This window comes from Acidisphaera sp. S103 (assembly GCF_009765975.1).
Taxonomy (GTDB): domain Bacteria; phylum Pseudomonadota; class Alphaproteobacteria; order Acetobacterales; family Acetobacteraceae; genus Rhodopila.
Genome location: NZ_LMUJ01000024.1, coordinates 106741 through 121079, shown reverse-complemented (window position 1 = coordinate 121079; position 14339 = coordinate 106741). Strand labels below are relative to the sequence as shown.

Sequence of the window (14339 nt, the reverse complement as noted above, 5' to 3'; positions counted from 1 at the left end):
TCCAGCCCGTTTCGCCGGGTTCCCCTGATCGGATGTCCAAGACCATGTTCAGCCGCCTCAAGCTTCGTACCAAACTGATCGTCCTGCTCGGTCTTTCCGTTTTTGCCGTCGTTGTCTCGATTGGCTTTGCCGCCGGTATGCTGCACGACCGCATGATAGCGGATCGGGTGGACAAGTTGCGCGCCGTGACGCAATCCGCCCTGGGGGTCGCCCGAGCACTGGACGCGCAGGTCGTCGCCCATACGTTGACGCACGAGCAGGCGTTCGCCCAACTGCGTGAAACCGTCCATCATATGCGTTACGACGGCGGCACGGGCTATATCACCATTTCCTCGGACGACGGCACGGTCATGATCCAGCCCGTCGACCCGGAGCGGGAGGGCAAGCCGACCACCGCCGCCGATGCCGACGGCCACCCGCTCAGCACGCTATACGACGCGGCGCTGCGCAACAGCGATGATGGCACAGTCTCCTACACCTTCCCCAAGCCTGGGGAGACGCAACGGCAACCGAAGATCGCCTATGTGGCCGCGTTCCGGCCATGGCATGCGGTTTTCCTGTCGGGTGCCTATGTCGACGACCTGGATGCCACGTTCGACTCGGCGCTGCTGCGGCTGAGCCTGATCGGGGGCCTGACCCTGCTGCTGACGTTGGGCATCGGCTGGCTGGTCAACCGGGATATCGGCATGATGCTGGGCGGTCTGCGCGACACCATGAAGCGCCTGGCCAGCGGCGATCTGACGGTCGCCATCCCGGGGATCGAGCGGACGGACGAACTGGGTGCCATGGCGCAGGCGGTGGGTGTGTTCAAGGACAATGCCGGCCGGATGATCGTGCTGCAGCAGGAGCAGCAGGCCGAACGCCAGCGTGGGGTGGAGGAGCGGCGCCAGTCGCTGACAAGCCTCGCCGACCGGTTCGACAAGGAAGTGCGGGGCGTCGTGGAGGCGGTGGCGACGGCCGGCGGGGAAATGGGAGCGGCCGCCCGGAAAGTCAGCGGGACCGCGGGTGCGGCGGTCGAGCAATCCGGTTCGGCGTTGATCGAGGCGGAGCAGGCGACTTTGAACGTGCAGGGCGTCGCCGCGGCGATCGAGGAAATGGCCGCGACCGGGTCGGAGATCAGCCGCCAGGTGTCGCGCGCGGCGACGATTTCGCGCGACGCCGCGGAGGAGGGGCGCCGGACCAACGACAAGGTCGCCGGGCTCGCCGCGGCGGCGCAAAAGGTGGGCGATGTTGTGAAGCTGATCCAGGACATCGCCGCGCAGACCAATCTGCTGGCATTGAATGCCACGATTGAGGCGGCGCGTGCCGGGGATGCCGGCAAGGGCTTCGCCGTGGTGGCAGGCGAGGTCAAAAGCCTGGCCAACCAGACGGCGAAGGCGACGGACGACATTCGGGCACAGATTGCCTCGATCCAGGCCGAGTCCAGTTCTGCCCTGGCGGCGATCCAGGGGATCTCGCAGACGGTTCATGGGGTGGAGGAAATCGCCGCGGCGATCTCCTCGACGGTGGATCAGCAGAGTTCGGCGATCCTGGAGGTGTCGGGCAATATCCAGCAGGCTGCCGCCCGCACGGAGCAGGTGGCGGGCCATTTGCGGCGGATGTCGAACGGTTTGGGCGAGAATGGCGCCGCGGCGGCCGCGGTGCTGACCGCCGCCGACCTGTTGGGCCATCAGGCGACGGTGTTGCGGCGGGAGGTGGATGGGTTCCTGGGGACGGTGCGGGCGGCGTGAGTTGGGGATTTTACCAACGGCCGTTGACGTTGACGCATCAGCCTCGTCATGGCCCGGCGTCAGTTGCCGCCGGGCCATGACGAATCAAGAGTCAGCCTTAACGGCGACTGGTATTATACCTCGGTGCCGTCCTCATTCCGGGAGCGGAAGTAGGCGCGGAGCTGGTCGCGCAGGGCGATCTTCCGGTCGGTCAGTTGCCACAGGCCCTGCCAGTCGCGCTTGATGTCCTTCGCCGGATCGAAGTGGTTCTTCCACAGCAGTGACGAACGGTTGAAGTAGCCGCGGTTCTTCTTGGTGCCGTGGAAATGGTGCAGCAGCAGGCCGTCGACGAAGCCGATGTTGCGTTTGATGTAGAGTTCAGCGCGGGTTTGCCATTCGAAGCACCATTCGGCGTACGCCGAACAGCCGCGGACGAGATCGGTGCTGAGGCTTCGCGCCATTTCGCCGATCAGGCCGCAGGCCATGTAGCGGTCGGCGGACCCGACGATGGCGAAATCGATCAGGCCGCCGAGGTGGTCCCATGCGTCGCGCCGGCAGGCCCAGGCATAGCCGGGATGCCAGACACCGTATTGCGCCGTCGCTCCGGGCGCCTGGCTGGTCTGCCGCATCCATTGCGCGACGAAGCCCTGGAAGGACCGCAGCGGTTCATACCGGGGACCGAGGTCGGTGGCGTGGGCGAACATCTGCACGACGCTGAAGTGCTGAAGCTGCTGGATGGTTTCAGCGACGATGTCGGGGCGGGCGAATTGGACGTCGGCATCGATCCAGGCGACGTAGCGCCAATCGGCCGGCAGGCGGGACACGCCGATCGAGATCAGGTTTTCCTTGTGCCAGAGTTCGTGATTGGTGCGGAGGCGGATGTGCCTGGGATTGCCGGCATCGGTGATCTCGAAGCCGCGGTCGCCGTAGGCGGCTTCCACGGTGTAGAGGATCGCGCCGGCATCGGTGATGTGTTTCTCGAAGTTGCGGTAGAGCGTGTAGCGGGAGCGGTAACGGGATGGGTTGACGATGGGCGTGACGACGTAAAGCGGCGCGTCAACCGGCCGGATGGGCAGAGTGGACATGGCTGAATGTACTACCTTGGAAATTCTTTTGGTCGTGATGGAATGGCGCGTGTCCGTCGCGGTCCGGGGCCATCGGTATTGGACCGAGGATCAGTTCGCGGAAAAAATATTGGATGTGACGGCAATGCTGGTTGCGGCGGACCTATGGTTCGTCATGGTCCGGTGCGACGTCTGTCCGTCACTTGAAAGTCTTTGTCTCTAGGCGACCGCGCGGCCGGTCGGGTGGTCCTTTTTGTTGCGTTCCAGTTCCATCCAAGCAATCGACGCTTCGGGCGAGTCTGGTCCTAGCGCTCGCCCCCTCGCTTGCAGGTCGGCGATCATCGCGCGGGCGTTACGCTTCATTGTTTCGATATCGTAGGTGAATTGGGGGTCGTCTTCGACCATCGGCGTCGACGCCTGGGGTTGCGCCGGCGGCATCTCGCGGGGGGGAAGGGGCGGTTTTGGCGGCGCGACCGGGGCGGGCCGGGGTTGCGGCATCGGGCGGGTCGCGGAGGCCTGCTCCCGTTTGGTCTGCATCGCCTCCAGCGCCTTGCGGCACTGTTCCGCCAAACGGCCGAGAGCGACGGCGTTGCCGCGATAATGAAGCACCTTTGCGTCGGACAGATCCGCTTGCATCGACAGCCGCAGATTATCCATCGCGGCAGCGCTAAATCCGACCAGGCGGCCGACGAGGTCGAGTTCGGGCGCGGTGACGGCGCCATAAGCCGCGACCAATTCCACGACGGCCTTATTGGCTGCGCCCACATTCCCGCCCGCACCGGCCAGATAGAACGGCAGCGTGAAGCCCAGGATCGTCGAAAACAGGCACTCGGTCAGGTCAGGCTGCGATGCGGGATCGGACATGGGGTCGCTCAAATAGGGTTGGCTAAAAATATGTTCGTAATATGTTCTTTTCTTCTACCGCAAGCGACGTGAGAACACAACAGGAAAATACGAAACCAACTGGAAATTATGGTCCGTGACTATGGTGCTAGGGCGACGCCTGCCGGACGGCGGGAATCGTTAGCGCCATAGAACGCATCCGGCCGCGGCCGGTGGGTCGCGACGGCATCCATGCCGGGAGACGACGGCCGCACGGTCTCCAGGGCGCCGGAAGCGATCAGCGCCACTGCGCCGGATGGTTTCTGCTCCTCTATGTCGTAGCCCATCTGCTGCAACAAATCCCTGGTGTCGGGCGATAGCGCGAAGGGTTCGGCATACAGCACATCTGGCAGCCATTGGTGATGCAGGCGCGGGGCGTCCACCGCCTGCTGCGCATCCATCCCGTAGTCGATCACGTTCAGGATCGTTTCGACGATCGCGGTGATGATCCTGGGGCCGCCGGGGGAGCCGAGAACCATCGCCACCGCGCCGTTTTTCAGCACGATGGTCGGTGCCATCGACGACAGTGGCCGCTTGCCGGGGGCGATGGCGTTGGCCTTACCCTGCACCAGCCCGAACTGGTTGGCGACGTCCGGTTTGATGGTGAAATCATCCATCTCGTCGTTCAGCAGGAAGCCGGTGTCGCCGGCGATCTCCCCCGAACCGAAGCCGCCGTTGAGGGTGTAGGTGACGGATGCGGCGCCGCCGGCTTTGTCGAGGATGGAGAAATGCGTCGTCTCGTTTTTTTCGCCGGGCGGGGGGATGGCGGGGGCCAGGCTGGCGGATGGTGTCGCCTGCTCGCCGATCGTGCCGCGTAGCTGCGCGGCGTAGGCCTTGGACAGCAGGCGGTTCAGCGGGATGCGCACGAAAGCCGGGTCACCGAGCCAGGTGTTGCGGTCCAGGAAGGCTCGGCGGAAGGCCTCGGTCATGACGTGGACCGCTTCGGCGGCGTGGAAGCCGAGGCCGCGCAGGTCGTAGCCCTCCAGGACGTTGAGGGTCTCGCAAATCGCTGTGCCGCCGGATGAGGGCGGCGGAGCGGATTCGATGGTGTAGCCGCGATAGACGCAGGTCAGTGGCGGCGATTCGGTGACCCGGTAGTTGGCGAAATCGGCGGCGGTGATCAGCCCGCCGCCGGCGTGGGCAGCGGCTTCGACTGCCTGGGGAATGGCGCCCTTGTAGAACGCGTCGGGACCGTGGTCGGCGATTGCCTGCAAGGTAGCGGCGAGGTCCGGTTGGCGCAGGCGGTCGCCGGGTTGCAGGGGTGAACCGTCCGGACGCAGGAACACCCGAGCGGCGGCGGGGTTCTCGCGGAGCAGCTTGGCGCCTCGGTCCAGGATATCGGCGTCGGCCTGGGTCAGGACGAAGCCGTCACGTGCCAGGCGGATGGCAGCGGCCATGACGGTGGCGCGCGGCATTGTACCGTATTTTGTCAGCGCGGTGTCCAGGCCCAGCACGGTGCCCGGGACGGCGACGGCTTTCCAGCCGTGCAGGCTGGCGCCCGGGATCGGCTTGCCGTTGGGGTCGAGATACATGTCGCGCTTGGCGGCGGCCGGGGCGGTTTCCCGGAAATTCAGGAAGATGTCGCGGCCGTCGGACAGATGGGCGATCAGGAAGCCGCCGCCGCCGATGTTGCCGCAGCAAGGGTTGACCACTGCCTCGGCATAGCCAACCGCCACGGCGGCGTCGATCGCGTTGCCGCCTTGGCGGAGGATGTCCGCGCCGGCCTGGGCGGCTAGGTGCTGGGCGGAGACGACCAGGCCGGTGGTGGATTCGACCGGTGGTAACGACGCGGCGGCGGCCGGCATAACCAGCAGCAAAGACAAGGCCAGGGCGCTGCCCTGGACCCGCAAAAGGGCCGAAGGCCCCTTTGATCCCATGACTTTAGGTTACTGCTTGGATGGACTCCCCTACGATCTGGACGATGCGGTCCAGAGTGGCTTCGGGCGTTGGCAGCGGCGGGGCGAAGCACAGCGTGTCGCCACTGGCGGGTGGGCCGTCTGCCGCCGCGCGCAAGCGCAGAATCACGCCTCGGTTCGCGGCTTCGGCGACGACTCGCGCGCCCAGGCCTTTGGCGGGCGCCTTGCTGCCCTTGTCCTCGACCAGCTCGATCGCGGCGAGCATGCCGATGCCGCGCACCTCGCCGACGTTCGGAAGCGTCGCCAGCGTCTCCAGCCCAGCGCGGAAGCGGTCGCCCTGCACTTGCGCGCGTTCGACCATGCCTTCCTTTTCCATGATGTCGATGTTGGCCAGGCCGACGGCACAGCACACCGGATGCCCGGAATAGGTCGCTGCGTGCATGAACTTCTCGTCTGCCGGCGCATCCAGCAGCACCTGGTGCATGTGCTTGGAGATGATGACCCCGCCCAGCGGCAGGTAGCCGGAGGTAACGCCCTTGGCGAACGACATCAGGTCGGGCTTGGTGTTCCAGTGGCCCATGCCGAACCACTCGCCCGTGCGGCCGAAGCCCGTAATGACCTCGTCGGCGATCAGCAGCACGTTGTGACGGTCGCAGATTTCCCGCAGGCGCGGGAAGTAGGTGGCGGGAGGCACGATGACGCCGCCCGACCCCATCACCGGTTCGGCGATGACGGCGGCAATGGTGTCGGCACCCTCGGCCAGAATGGCTTCCTCCACCGCGTCCGCCGCGCCGATGCCGGCGTCGCCGTTGCCGGGCCAGCGATACGGGTAGGGCGGGGCGACCTGCAGGAACTCCGCCACCGTCGGGCCAAACATCTTGTGGTAGTTCGGCAGGCTGGTGGCGCTCATCGATGCCAGGGTGACGCCGTGATAGCCGTAGCGGCGGGAGATGACCTTCACCTTGTTCGGCTTGCCCAGCCGCTTCCAGTGATAGCGGGCGAACTTGAAGGCGCTCTCGTTGGATTCCGAACCGCTGGTGGTGAAATACACCGCCGCCATGTTGTCGTAGGCGAGGCTGACGATCTTCTCGGCCAGCCTGATCGCCGGTTCATTGCTGAAGCCGGCATAGGCGGATGCGTAGGCCAGTTTCTCCATCTGCGCCGCGGCGGCGGTGGCGAGTTCCTTGCGGCCGTGCCCGATGTTGACGTTCCACAGCGAGGACAGCGCATCGATGTATTCGCGGCCATCGGCGGTGCGCAGGATGGCACCCTCACCGGACACGAAGACCTTGGCGGTGGCGTGATCCTTGGCGAAATGCAGCGGGTGGATCAGATGGCGCTGGTCGGTTGCCAGCAGCAGTTCGCTGTCCGGCATAAGATCGTTCATCGTCTGCGTCCTTCGTGATGGCGGACGCAGGCTAGATCATTCGTGGCGGCGTTTGAAGCGCTGGCCGATTAGACCAAATGCCGGCGGCCAGGCCCCCATGGTCAGGCCGCCGGACCTCTTGCGGGATGCTTCAGGTTTCGAAATAGCGCGGCCGGTCGAGATCGGGAATCAGCCCGGGCTGCGACCACTGCCATCCCAGCAGTTCCTGCGTCCGCTGGCTGGAGGCCGGGCTGTCGATCGCCGCGAACTGCGCGAACCAGCCGAAGTGGTCGGTTGCCTCCTCCTGGGTCTTGCTGACGATCGGCAGGTTCAGGCGACGGCCGATCACGCCGGCGATGTCTCGGAATGGCACGCCTGCGTCGGCGATCGCGTGATACCGGGCGCCAATGGACCCGTTCTCAAGCACCAGCCGGTAGAGAGAGGCGGCATCGAGGCGGTGTACTGCGGGCCAGCGGTTGAGGCCGTCGCTCACAAAGGCGGAAACGCCCTTCTCACGTGCGATGCCGATCAGTCTCGGGACGAAGCCGTGGTCGCCGTCGCCATGGACGGATGGCGGCAAGCGCACCACCGACACGCGTACGCCATGCGCTGCCATCGAAAACGCGGTTTGCTCCGAAACGCGGGGAAACACGGTGGAATGGGGGGGCACGGTGTCCTCAGTCGCGAGGCGGCCTGGCGTCAGCAGCGCAGTCCCGGAGGTGACGATCAAAGGACGGCCGGAGCCGGCGAGGGCGCCGCCGAGCGCCTCGATGGCGCGCTGGTCGATCGCACAGTTGGCCGCGAACTTCGTGAAATCGTGGATGAAGGCGGTGTGGATCACGCCATCCGACAGGATCGCCGCACTGCGCAGGCCTTCCAGATCCTCAAGGTCACCGCGATGTACCTGGGCGCCGGCAGCAATAAGAGAGCCGGCGGCGGCATCGGAGCGGGCAAGACCGAGCACCTGATGGCCCGCGCTGATGAGGTCCTGAACGACGGCGGAGCCGACAAAGCCGGTCGCGCCGGTGACGAATACACGCATGATGATTTGTCCTTCACTTCGTTTCGAAGCCGCGCTCGCAGCCCCGAGACAATCAAGATAGGTGCTTGAGGTAATACGACCTATGTTATGAAATCCGTATTATCTTCGCGATCGTCCGGAGTGACCGATGGACCCATTGTCTGATGTGCTGTCGCTGTTGAAGCCGCGGAGCTATATGTTCGGTGGCTTCGATGCGGGTGGAGAATGGTCGATCCGGTTCGGCCCGCACGAAGGCATCAAGTGCTACGCGGTGGGTTCCGGTCAGTGCTGGCTGTCCGTGGAGGGCGTTCCCGAAGCGGTGCGCCTGAAGACGGGGGACTGCTTCCTGCTGCCACGCGGGTGGCCCTTCCGCGTTGCAAGCGATCTGACTTTGACGCCGACCGATGCTCGCACGTTTTTTTCGGTCCCGATGAATGGCGGCATCGCCGTTCTCAATGGTGGCGGGGATTTCTCGGTTGTCGGCGGGCACTTTGCGTTGACCGGCGATCACGCCGGCGACCTGCTGGGGATGCTGCCGCCCATCGTGCATCTTCGGACGGAAGCGGACAGAGCGGCGCTACGCTGGTCCATGGAACGGATGCGGCAGGAGTTGCGGGAGCGGCAGCCGGGCGGCTTTCTGGTCGCGCAGCACATCGCTACCATGATGCTGGTCCAGGCGCTGCGGCAGCATTTGGCGGAAGGGTTGAAAGGCGGCGTCGGGTGGCTATTCGCCCTGGCCGACAAGCAGATGAGCGCGGCGATCAACGCCATGCATCACGATCCGGCGCATCGGTGGACATTGCAGGCGCTGGCGGAGCATGCCGGCATGTCGCGATCGACCTTCGCCCTGAAATTCAAGGCGACGGTCGGAGCGTCACCCATGGACTACCTGACGCGCTGGCGCATGCTATTGGCCGGAGACAGGCTGACGAACGCCAGAGGTCCTATTTCCGTCATTGCCCGGTCGCTCGGCTACGAATCCGAGAGCGCCTTCAGCGTGGCGTTCAAGAGGGTCATGGGCTGTTCGCCACGGCAATATGGCCGCGACCGGGCTCCGGCTTCGCGCACCCAAACCGAGTTACAACCCCAGTTACCCGATACTTTGCGGGCTGGTTCCACCATGTTAGGCGAAGTCAATGACTCGCCGCGTCGCTGACGACTGCATGACCGTGACTCCCGGCGCATGAGTGTCGTTGACAGCCTGCCCGTCTGGGCCGTGGGCCTGGTGGTTCTGGCAGTGCTGACGCTGGCATCCCGCATAGGGGTCTCGTTGCGTGCCCTGACTGGCAATGCCAGCCAGGAGGATGGCGGTTATATTCTGTCCGCCGCCCTGGGACTTCTGGCGCTGCTGATCGGCTTTACGTTCTCGCTCGCGCTGAACCAGTATGAGATGCGGCGCGATCTCGTGCTGCAGGAAGCGAATGCAATCGGCACGACCTACCTGCGCGCGGAGTTGGCCCCTGATCCGTTCCGTTCGGAACTACAGACCCTGGTCCGCCGCTATGTCGACGTTCGGCTGGCATTGGCCGACGCCGGCGAGGACGCCGCCGCGATCGCTCGGGCCGAAGCGCAGGCTGCGCTACTCCAACGGCAGATGTGGGATACGACCGTGGTGGCGATCCCCCATATCGACCCGCCGGTCGCTGGTCCCCTGCTGACTGCGGCGGTCAATGACACGATCGACTTCGCTGCCTCCCGCAAGGCCGCGCTCGCCGAACGGTTGCCGGGCAGCGTGGTGCTGGCTCTGTTGGCGTATGCGGTGATCTCGGCGGGTATCTTGGGTTACGTGACCCGAGGAAACCGGCGTGACGCGCAAATAAGCGCCTTTGTCCTGTTCGTGCTGGTGACCCTGGCGATCACGCTGGTCCTCGACCTCGACAGGCCGCGCACCGGTTCGATCGTGGTCAGCCAGGCGCCGCTGCTCGATCTGAAGGCATCGCTCAAGCCGTGACGTCGAGCAGGAATTCCTCATCCGAACGGACTTGCAGGGTGCCGTTCTGGCAAGCGGAGCGAAATACGTCGTAGTCGGCTTCGGCCTGTCCGGCGTATGCGCGGGCGTACCGCACCATCGCGTCGGGGACAGCGTCGCTTTTGCCGATGTAGCCGCTGATCTCGGGCGCCCGTCCGCTCGATTTCGCGTGTGCGCGGGCCAACACCTCGCCGCAGGTCGCGGCATATTCGACGAGAAGCGTGTTGTCGTAGGTCTCGATGTTGGCGGAGACTTTCATGTCGCGCAGTTGGCGGACATAGAAGTGCCGTCCCGAGGGGCCGGTCGACCAGCCGAGGAACAGGTCGCTCGCGCTTTGCAGTCGCCGCTGCCCGTCGACGACCCGCTGGCCCTGGTGGCGGTAGGCTGGCCGCCTGTCGTGTTCAGGCGCGAGGACCGATGGCAGTGCCTCCTTGATCTGCAGGAACAGCGGTTTGTCGTGTTCGTCCACAAGCAGCAGGACCAGGCACCGCGTGCCGACGCCCACGACCTTGAACGTCAGGTCCTGCATGCGGAAATGATCGAGAATGGCCGCTCGGTCGCTGCTGAGCGTGGCCCGGTACTTCTTATAGAGACCGCCGATCACGGTCTGCCAGTCGGTCAGCCGCATCCAGTCGTCATCGGCCGCCAGCAATGTCGACGCACCGAACAAATGGAAGACGGATGGCGGCGTGTCGCGGATTTTCCGGACTGCTCCCTCATTCACCGCGATCTTCGGCAGCAAATCCTCATGCGTGCGCCGCTGCGCGCGTTTGATGACCTGCTGGAGACGGTCACGGGCCACACCATCGTCGAGCGACTTCAGCAGATTTTGCAGTGTGTGGCTCTGATAGTTGAGCTCCAGCGCGCCCATCGCGGCATAGGTCTTCATCGCGGTCTGGTATCGTGCGGCCGCGGCGTGGGCGGCTGCCTCGGCGCCGGTGTCGCCGTGGCCGAGATGCTGGCCGGCGATATACAGGCTGGTCGCCAGACGTTTCAGGTCCCATTCCCACGGGCCGGGGTGGGTTTCGTCGAAGTCGTTGATGTCGAAGACGAGATTGCGTTCGGGCGTCGCGAAGCCACCGAAATTCATGAGGTGGCAGTCGCCGCAGATCGGGAATTCGAGGCTGGTATGCGGCATCCGAACGAGATCGGAAGCCTGGAGGTTGGCGCTGCCGCGGAAGAAGGTGAACGGCGACGCCAGCATCCGGCTGTGGCGCAATCCCACCAGCGCTTGCACCCGGCTATGGGCCGCGATGCGGATCAGGTCGACCGGATCGCGTTTGACGATATCCAGGCGACCCAGTTCCGATCTTGGAAGCGTCTTCCGCCGCTGCTTACCTTGTTCGTGCAACAGCACGAGGCGCCGCGAGGCGGGTTTTATCACCGACGCCTCGCCGCGCTCGCGTGGTTGGCCTGTTATTGGAACACCCCGTAGACCACGTCCTCGACCTCATAGGTGGTCAGGTTGACCAGGAGCAGGTCGGGTCCGAAGCGAACCCAGGAATATCCCGGCAGCGGTTGCTGGAGGCCCAATGCCGCCCAGCCCGTGTAGTAGAAGCTGGGTGCGATGAGCACCGGCGGCAGCCGGACGCCGATCGACCAGCGGCGGTATTGGTAGCCTGGCGGGTAGGCAAAGGCGGGACCACGGATGCGGCTGTAGTATCTCCCGCGATGCCAGAACTGGTTGCCGCGTGGCGGCTGCGGCTGGGCGATGGGGCGTGGGCGGTTTCCGGGCCGGCCGGCCTGCGGCGGGGTTGGCCGGGCGGGCTGGGGCCTGGGAGGTTGGGGCCTGGGAGGTTGGGGCCGGGCAGGTTGGGGCCGAGCGGGTCGGTTCGGCTGGGCCGGCGGATTGGGGCGGCCGGGGTTGCTCGGACGATTGTTGGGCATTTCCGGCCTACCGCCCGGCTTGCCGGATTGGCCGGCGTCCGGTGGTCGCTGCTGCGCCATCGACATACTGGGCAGTACGAGACTCAGCGCTGCCACGACCATGAATGCCCGTATCATTCGATTGCTTCCTCGACTCGATTGTCAGGCAATTATAGCAATCCTCCCGGCGTGAACTTGCAAGGCGACCGACGGTTAATTTTCGCGGACGGGCCAAATTTGGCGGTGTCGCTGGCGCGCGCACGATCGGTGTGCCGGTGCCAAGGGGGGAGATCTGGCGCAGGGGTGGCTCCGGCCGCGGGGCCGGCGTCGGCGGTTCGGTGTTTTTCAGCCAAATTATCGTGCGTTGTGAACATTTGGCTCTGAACCGTGGTTTAGTGGGGGCATCCCGTAAAGCAGGGGAGACAACCATGCCGTTCGATGGACTTGGTTATGTAACGACAACCACGAAGCCTTCGTTTTGGGCGCGTATGACGCAATTGTTCGTAGGCGCCCCCCCGATCACAAAGACCATTCCGTTGCATGCGTTTCAGCCGATACCGGCCGACCAGCCGGATGCGGTGACGGTGCAGGTTCTGACGATCGGCCGAGCGCTGATCGAGGACCGGAAGGACTGGGTACAGCGACGCTATGAGACGCGCGATGGACGCCGCTGTGCCGTCGGCGCGTTACGCGGCGCATCCCGGCTGTTGAACGCGCATGGGGGACAGACCGGCGCGAACGCAGTCTTGCTGTCGGTGGCGATGAGCCGTGGGTTCAACGACATTGAGAGCATGAACGACAACTCCAGCCATCGGCAGGTGTTGGCGGCTTTCGATGAGGCGATCGCCAGGTCGTCGGGCCACTGGCCGACTTAACCGTCGGCACGACCGCGCGCTGGCCTGGATGACGTCGCTGCCCTGGGGTCGGGTTGGCTTGAACTCGACCACGCATAGGGAGAACGGCGTCATCCAGGCTAGCCCGCGGTCCCCGTCGGCCGGCGCCGCTACCTGGACTTTCCATCGTCCATTGTCGGCCGCCAGGCTCGGCCGGTGCGGGCCAGCAGGGCGTCCGCTTCCGCCGGGCCATCGCTGCCGGAGGCGTAGTTGGGGAAGCCCTCGGGCGTTTCCGTCGACCAGTTGTCCAGAACCTTGCTGACCACGCGCCAGGTTTCCTCGACCATGTCGGCCCGGTTGAACAGTGTCTGGTCGCCCATCATCACGTCGTAGATCAGGGTCTCGTAGCCGATGTTCGGTTCCTTCGGGAACCAGTCGGCGTATTTGAATGCCATGCGGACAGCGGCCAGGTCGACGACCGGGCCGGGGCGCTTGACCTCGAATTGCAGCGCGATGCCCTCGTCGGGCTGGATCTGCAGCAGCAGCCAGTTGGGCGGCAGGGTGCCGACGTCGGTGTTCTCGAAGGGTGCGAACGGCGCGGGTTTGAAGCGGATGGCGATTTCCGTCACGCGGCGGGACATGTGCTTGCCGGTGCGCAGGTAGAACGGCACGCCGGCCCAGCGCCAGTTATCGATCGCCAGTTGTATGGCGACGTAAGTTTCGGTGCCGGAGTCCGGTGCGACGTCGTGTTCCTCGCGGTAGCCCACCACGCCGTCGGGGCCGGGGCCATACTGGCCGCGCACCGCGTCTTCCGGCGCGACTGTGCGCATCGCCGCGAAAACATCTTCCTTGCGGCCGCGCACCGCGGCGGCGTCGAAGCCGCCGGGCGGTTCCATCGCCACCATCGCCAGAAGCTGGAACACGTGGTTGGGGATCATGTCGCGCAGCGCGCCGGTCTTTTCGTAAAAGCGGCCGCGGGTTTCCACGCCGACCGTCTCGGCCGCGGTGATCTGTACGTGGTCGATGCGGTCGCGGTTCCACAGCGGCTCAAACATGCCGTTGGCGAAGCGCAGCGCCATGATGTTCTGCACCGTTTCCTTGCCGAGGAAATGGTCGATGCGGAAGATCTGGTGTTCCCGCGCGACGCGCAGAATGGCGGTGTTCAACGCTCTGGCGGAGGCCTGGTCGTGGCCGAACGGCTTTTCGATCACCACGCGGCGCCAGTGTTCCGGCGCCTTGCCGTCTTCGTCCCAGTTTTCCTCCAACAACCCGGCCTTGCCGAGATGGGTCACCACGGGGCTGAAGAAGCGGTCGGCGATGGCCAGATAGAACAGGCAGTTGCCGCCGGTGTCGGATTTCTGGTCGATGTGCTGCTTGAGTTTTTCGTACAGGCCGTCGTCGGTCAGGTCGCCCTTGATGTAGGTCATGTGACCGGTCAGGTGCTTCCAAGTGTCTTCATCGACCTTGTCGATCCGGCTTTCGCTGGCGGTCTTGCCGACGAAGCTTTCCATCATTGTGTGCAGGCTGTCGCGCCACTTGTCGGCATCGAGGTCGGCGAGATCGACACCGATCAGCTCGAAGTGCTCCGGCAGCAGGCCGGTGGTGGCCAGGTTGTAGAGCGCCGGGACCAGCAGGCGCTTGGTCAGGTCGCCGCCGGCGCCGAAGATCACCATGGCACAAGGGCCGGGTGGTTTCGGTGATCGGCGGGGCGGGGCGGTGAGAACTTGGGCGGCGACTGGTTTGGCGTCGGTCATGGCTGACAACATGAGGCTC

At 65.1% G+C, this 14339-nt stretch carries 12 protein-coding genes; 4 read left to right on the top strand and 8 right to left on the bottom strand.

The window, feature by feature from the left end:
* Positions 1-44 precede the first annotated feature (44 nt).
* Positions 45-1730: a methyl-accepting chemotaxis protein gene (locus GSQ89_RS02750; protein ID WP_158921762.1), complete on the top strand. Its 1686-nt coding sequence runs from the start codon at positions 45-47 to the stop codon at positions 1728-1730.
* Positions 1731-1843: 113 nt separating this feature from the next.
* On the opposite strand, the gene GSQ89_RS02745 is transcribed toward GSQ89_RS02750, so the two are convergent.
* The 5 genes from GSQ89_RS02745 to GSQ89_RS02725 all read right to left on the bottom strand — a co-directional run bounded on the left by GSQ89_RS02745 (position 1844) and on the right by GSQ89_RS02725 (position 7919).
* Positions 1844-2794: a hypothetical protein gene (locus GSQ89_RS02745; RefSeq protein WP_158921760.1), complete on the bottom strand. Its 951-nt coding sequence runs from the start codon at positions 2792-2794 to the stop codon at positions 1844-1846.
* A gap of 198 nt (positions 2795-2992) precedes the next feature.
* Entirely contained in the window at positions 2993-3637 is a 645-nt protein-coding gene (locus tag GSQ89_RS02740) for a hypothetical protein (protein ID WP_158921758.1), read from the bottom strand.
* Between the two features lie 119 nt (positions 3638-3756).
* Complete coding sequence (gene ggt, locus GSQ89_RS02735; protein WP_254073046.1) at positions 3757-5478, bottom strand: gamma-glutamyltransferase; 1722 nt, start codon at positions 5476-5478, stop codon at positions 3757-3759.
* 58 nt (positions 5479-5536) lie between these two features.
* Positions 5537-6898 carry an aspartate aminotransferase family protein gene (locus GSQ89_RS02730; RefSeq protein WP_216855979.1) on the bottom strand — a complete coding sequence of 454 codons (1362 nt, stop codon included), beginning with the start codon at positions 6896-6898 and terminating at the stop codon, positions 5537-5539.
* Positions 6899-7028: 130 nt separating this feature from the next.
* Positions 7029-7919 (bottom strand): SDR family oxidoreductase, encoded by an 891-nt coding sequence (locus GSQ89_RS02725; RefSeq protein WP_158921754.1) that lies wholly within the window; start codon positions 7917-7919, stop codon positions 7029-7031.
* A 127-nt stretch (positions 7920-8046) separates the two neighbouring features.
* On the opposite strand from GSQ89_RS02725, the gene GSQ89_RS02720 reads away from it, so the two are divergent.
* Together GSQ89_RS02720 and GSQ89_RS02715 are read left to right on the top strand one after the other, a co-directional pair.
* Entirely contained in the window at positions 8047-9054 is a 1008-nt protein-coding gene (locus GSQ89_RS02720) for an AraC family transcriptional regulator (protein ID WP_158921752.1), read from the top strand.
* Between the two features lie 27 nt (positions 9055-9081).
* Complete coding sequence (locus GSQ89_RS02715) at positions 9082-9849, top strand: hypothetical protein (protein ID WP_158921750.1); 768 nt, start codon at positions 9082-9084, stop codon at positions 9847-9849.
* Here the strand turns inward: GSQ89_RS02715 and GSQ89_RS02710 are convergent.
* Complete coding sequence (locus GSQ89_RS02710) at positions 9839-11251, bottom strand: DUF2252 domain-containing protein (RefSeq protein WP_216855978.1); 1413 nt, start codon at positions 11249-11251, stop codon at positions 9839-9841. The two genes, GSQ89_RS02715 and GSQ89_RS02710, sit on opposite strands and share 11 nt — an antisense overlap.
* Before the next feature lie 32 nt (positions 11252-11283).
* A complete protein-coding gene (locus tag GSQ89_RS39990) occupies positions 11284-11754 on the bottom strand; it encodes an RcnB family protein (RefSeq protein ID WP_371734207.1) in 471 nt (156 codons plus the stop codon).
* Positions 11755-12161: 407 nt separating this feature from the next.
* On the opposite strand from GSQ89_RS39990, the gene GSQ89_RS02700 reads away from it, so the two are divergent.
* On the top strand, positions 12162-12608 hold the full coding sequence (locus GSQ89_RS02700; protein ID WP_158921748.1) for a hypothetical protein: 447 nt from the start codon (positions 12162-12164) through the stop codon (positions 12606-12608).
* A gap of 128 nt (positions 12609-12736) precedes the next feature.
* Here GSQ89_RS02700 and zwf read toward each other — a convergent pair whose 3' ends face one another.
* Positions 12737-14320: a glucose-6-phosphate dehydrogenase gene (zwf, locus tag GSQ89_RS02695; RefSeq protein WP_158921746.1), complete on the bottom strand. Its 1584-nt coding sequence runs from the start codon at positions 14318-14320 to the stop codon at positions 12737-12739.
* Positions 14321-14339 lie beyond the last annotated feature (19 nt).

Coding starts and splice junctions, on each gene's coding strand:
- GSQ89_RS02740 (WP_158921758.1), bottom strand. CDS start 3,637: ATGTCCGATCCCGCATCGCAGCCTGACCTGACCGAGTGCCTGTTTTCG.
- GSQ89_RS02700 (WP_158921748.1), top strand. CDS start 12,162: ATGCCGTTCGATGGACTTGGTTATGTAACGACAACCACGAAGCCTTCG.
- GSQ89_RS02745 (WP_158921760.1), bottom strand. CDS start 2,794: ATGTCCACTCTGCCCATCCGGCCGGTTGACGCGCCGCTTTACGTCGTC.
- GSQ89_RS39990 (WP_371734207.1), bottom strand. CDS start 11,754: ATGCCCAACAATCGTCCGAGCAACCCCGGCCGCCCCAATCCGCCGGCC.
- GSQ89_RS02720 (WP_158921752.1), top strand. CDS start 8,047: ATGGACCCATTGTCTGATGTGCTGTCGCTGTTGAAGCCGCGGAGCTAT.
- GSQ89_RS02750 (WP_158921762.1), top strand. CDS start 45: ATGTTCAGCCGCCTCAAGCTTCGTACCAAACTGATCGTCCTGCTCGGT.
- GSQ89_RS02715 (WP_158921750.1), top strand. CDS start 9,082: ATGAGTGTCGTTGACAGCCTGCCCGTCTGGGCCGTGGGCCTGGTGGTT.
- zwf (WP_158921746.1), bottom strand. CDS start 14,320: ATGACCGACGCCAAACCAGTCGCCGCCCAAGTTCTCACCGCCCCGCCC.
- GSQ89_RS02730 (WP_216855979.1), bottom strand. CDS start 6,898: ATGAACGATCTTATGCCGGACAGCGAACTGCTGCTGGCAACCGACCAG.
- GSQ89_RS02725 (WP_158921754.1), bottom strand. CDS start 7,919: ATGCGTGTATTCGTCACCGGCGCGACCGGCTTTGTCGGCTCCGCCGTC.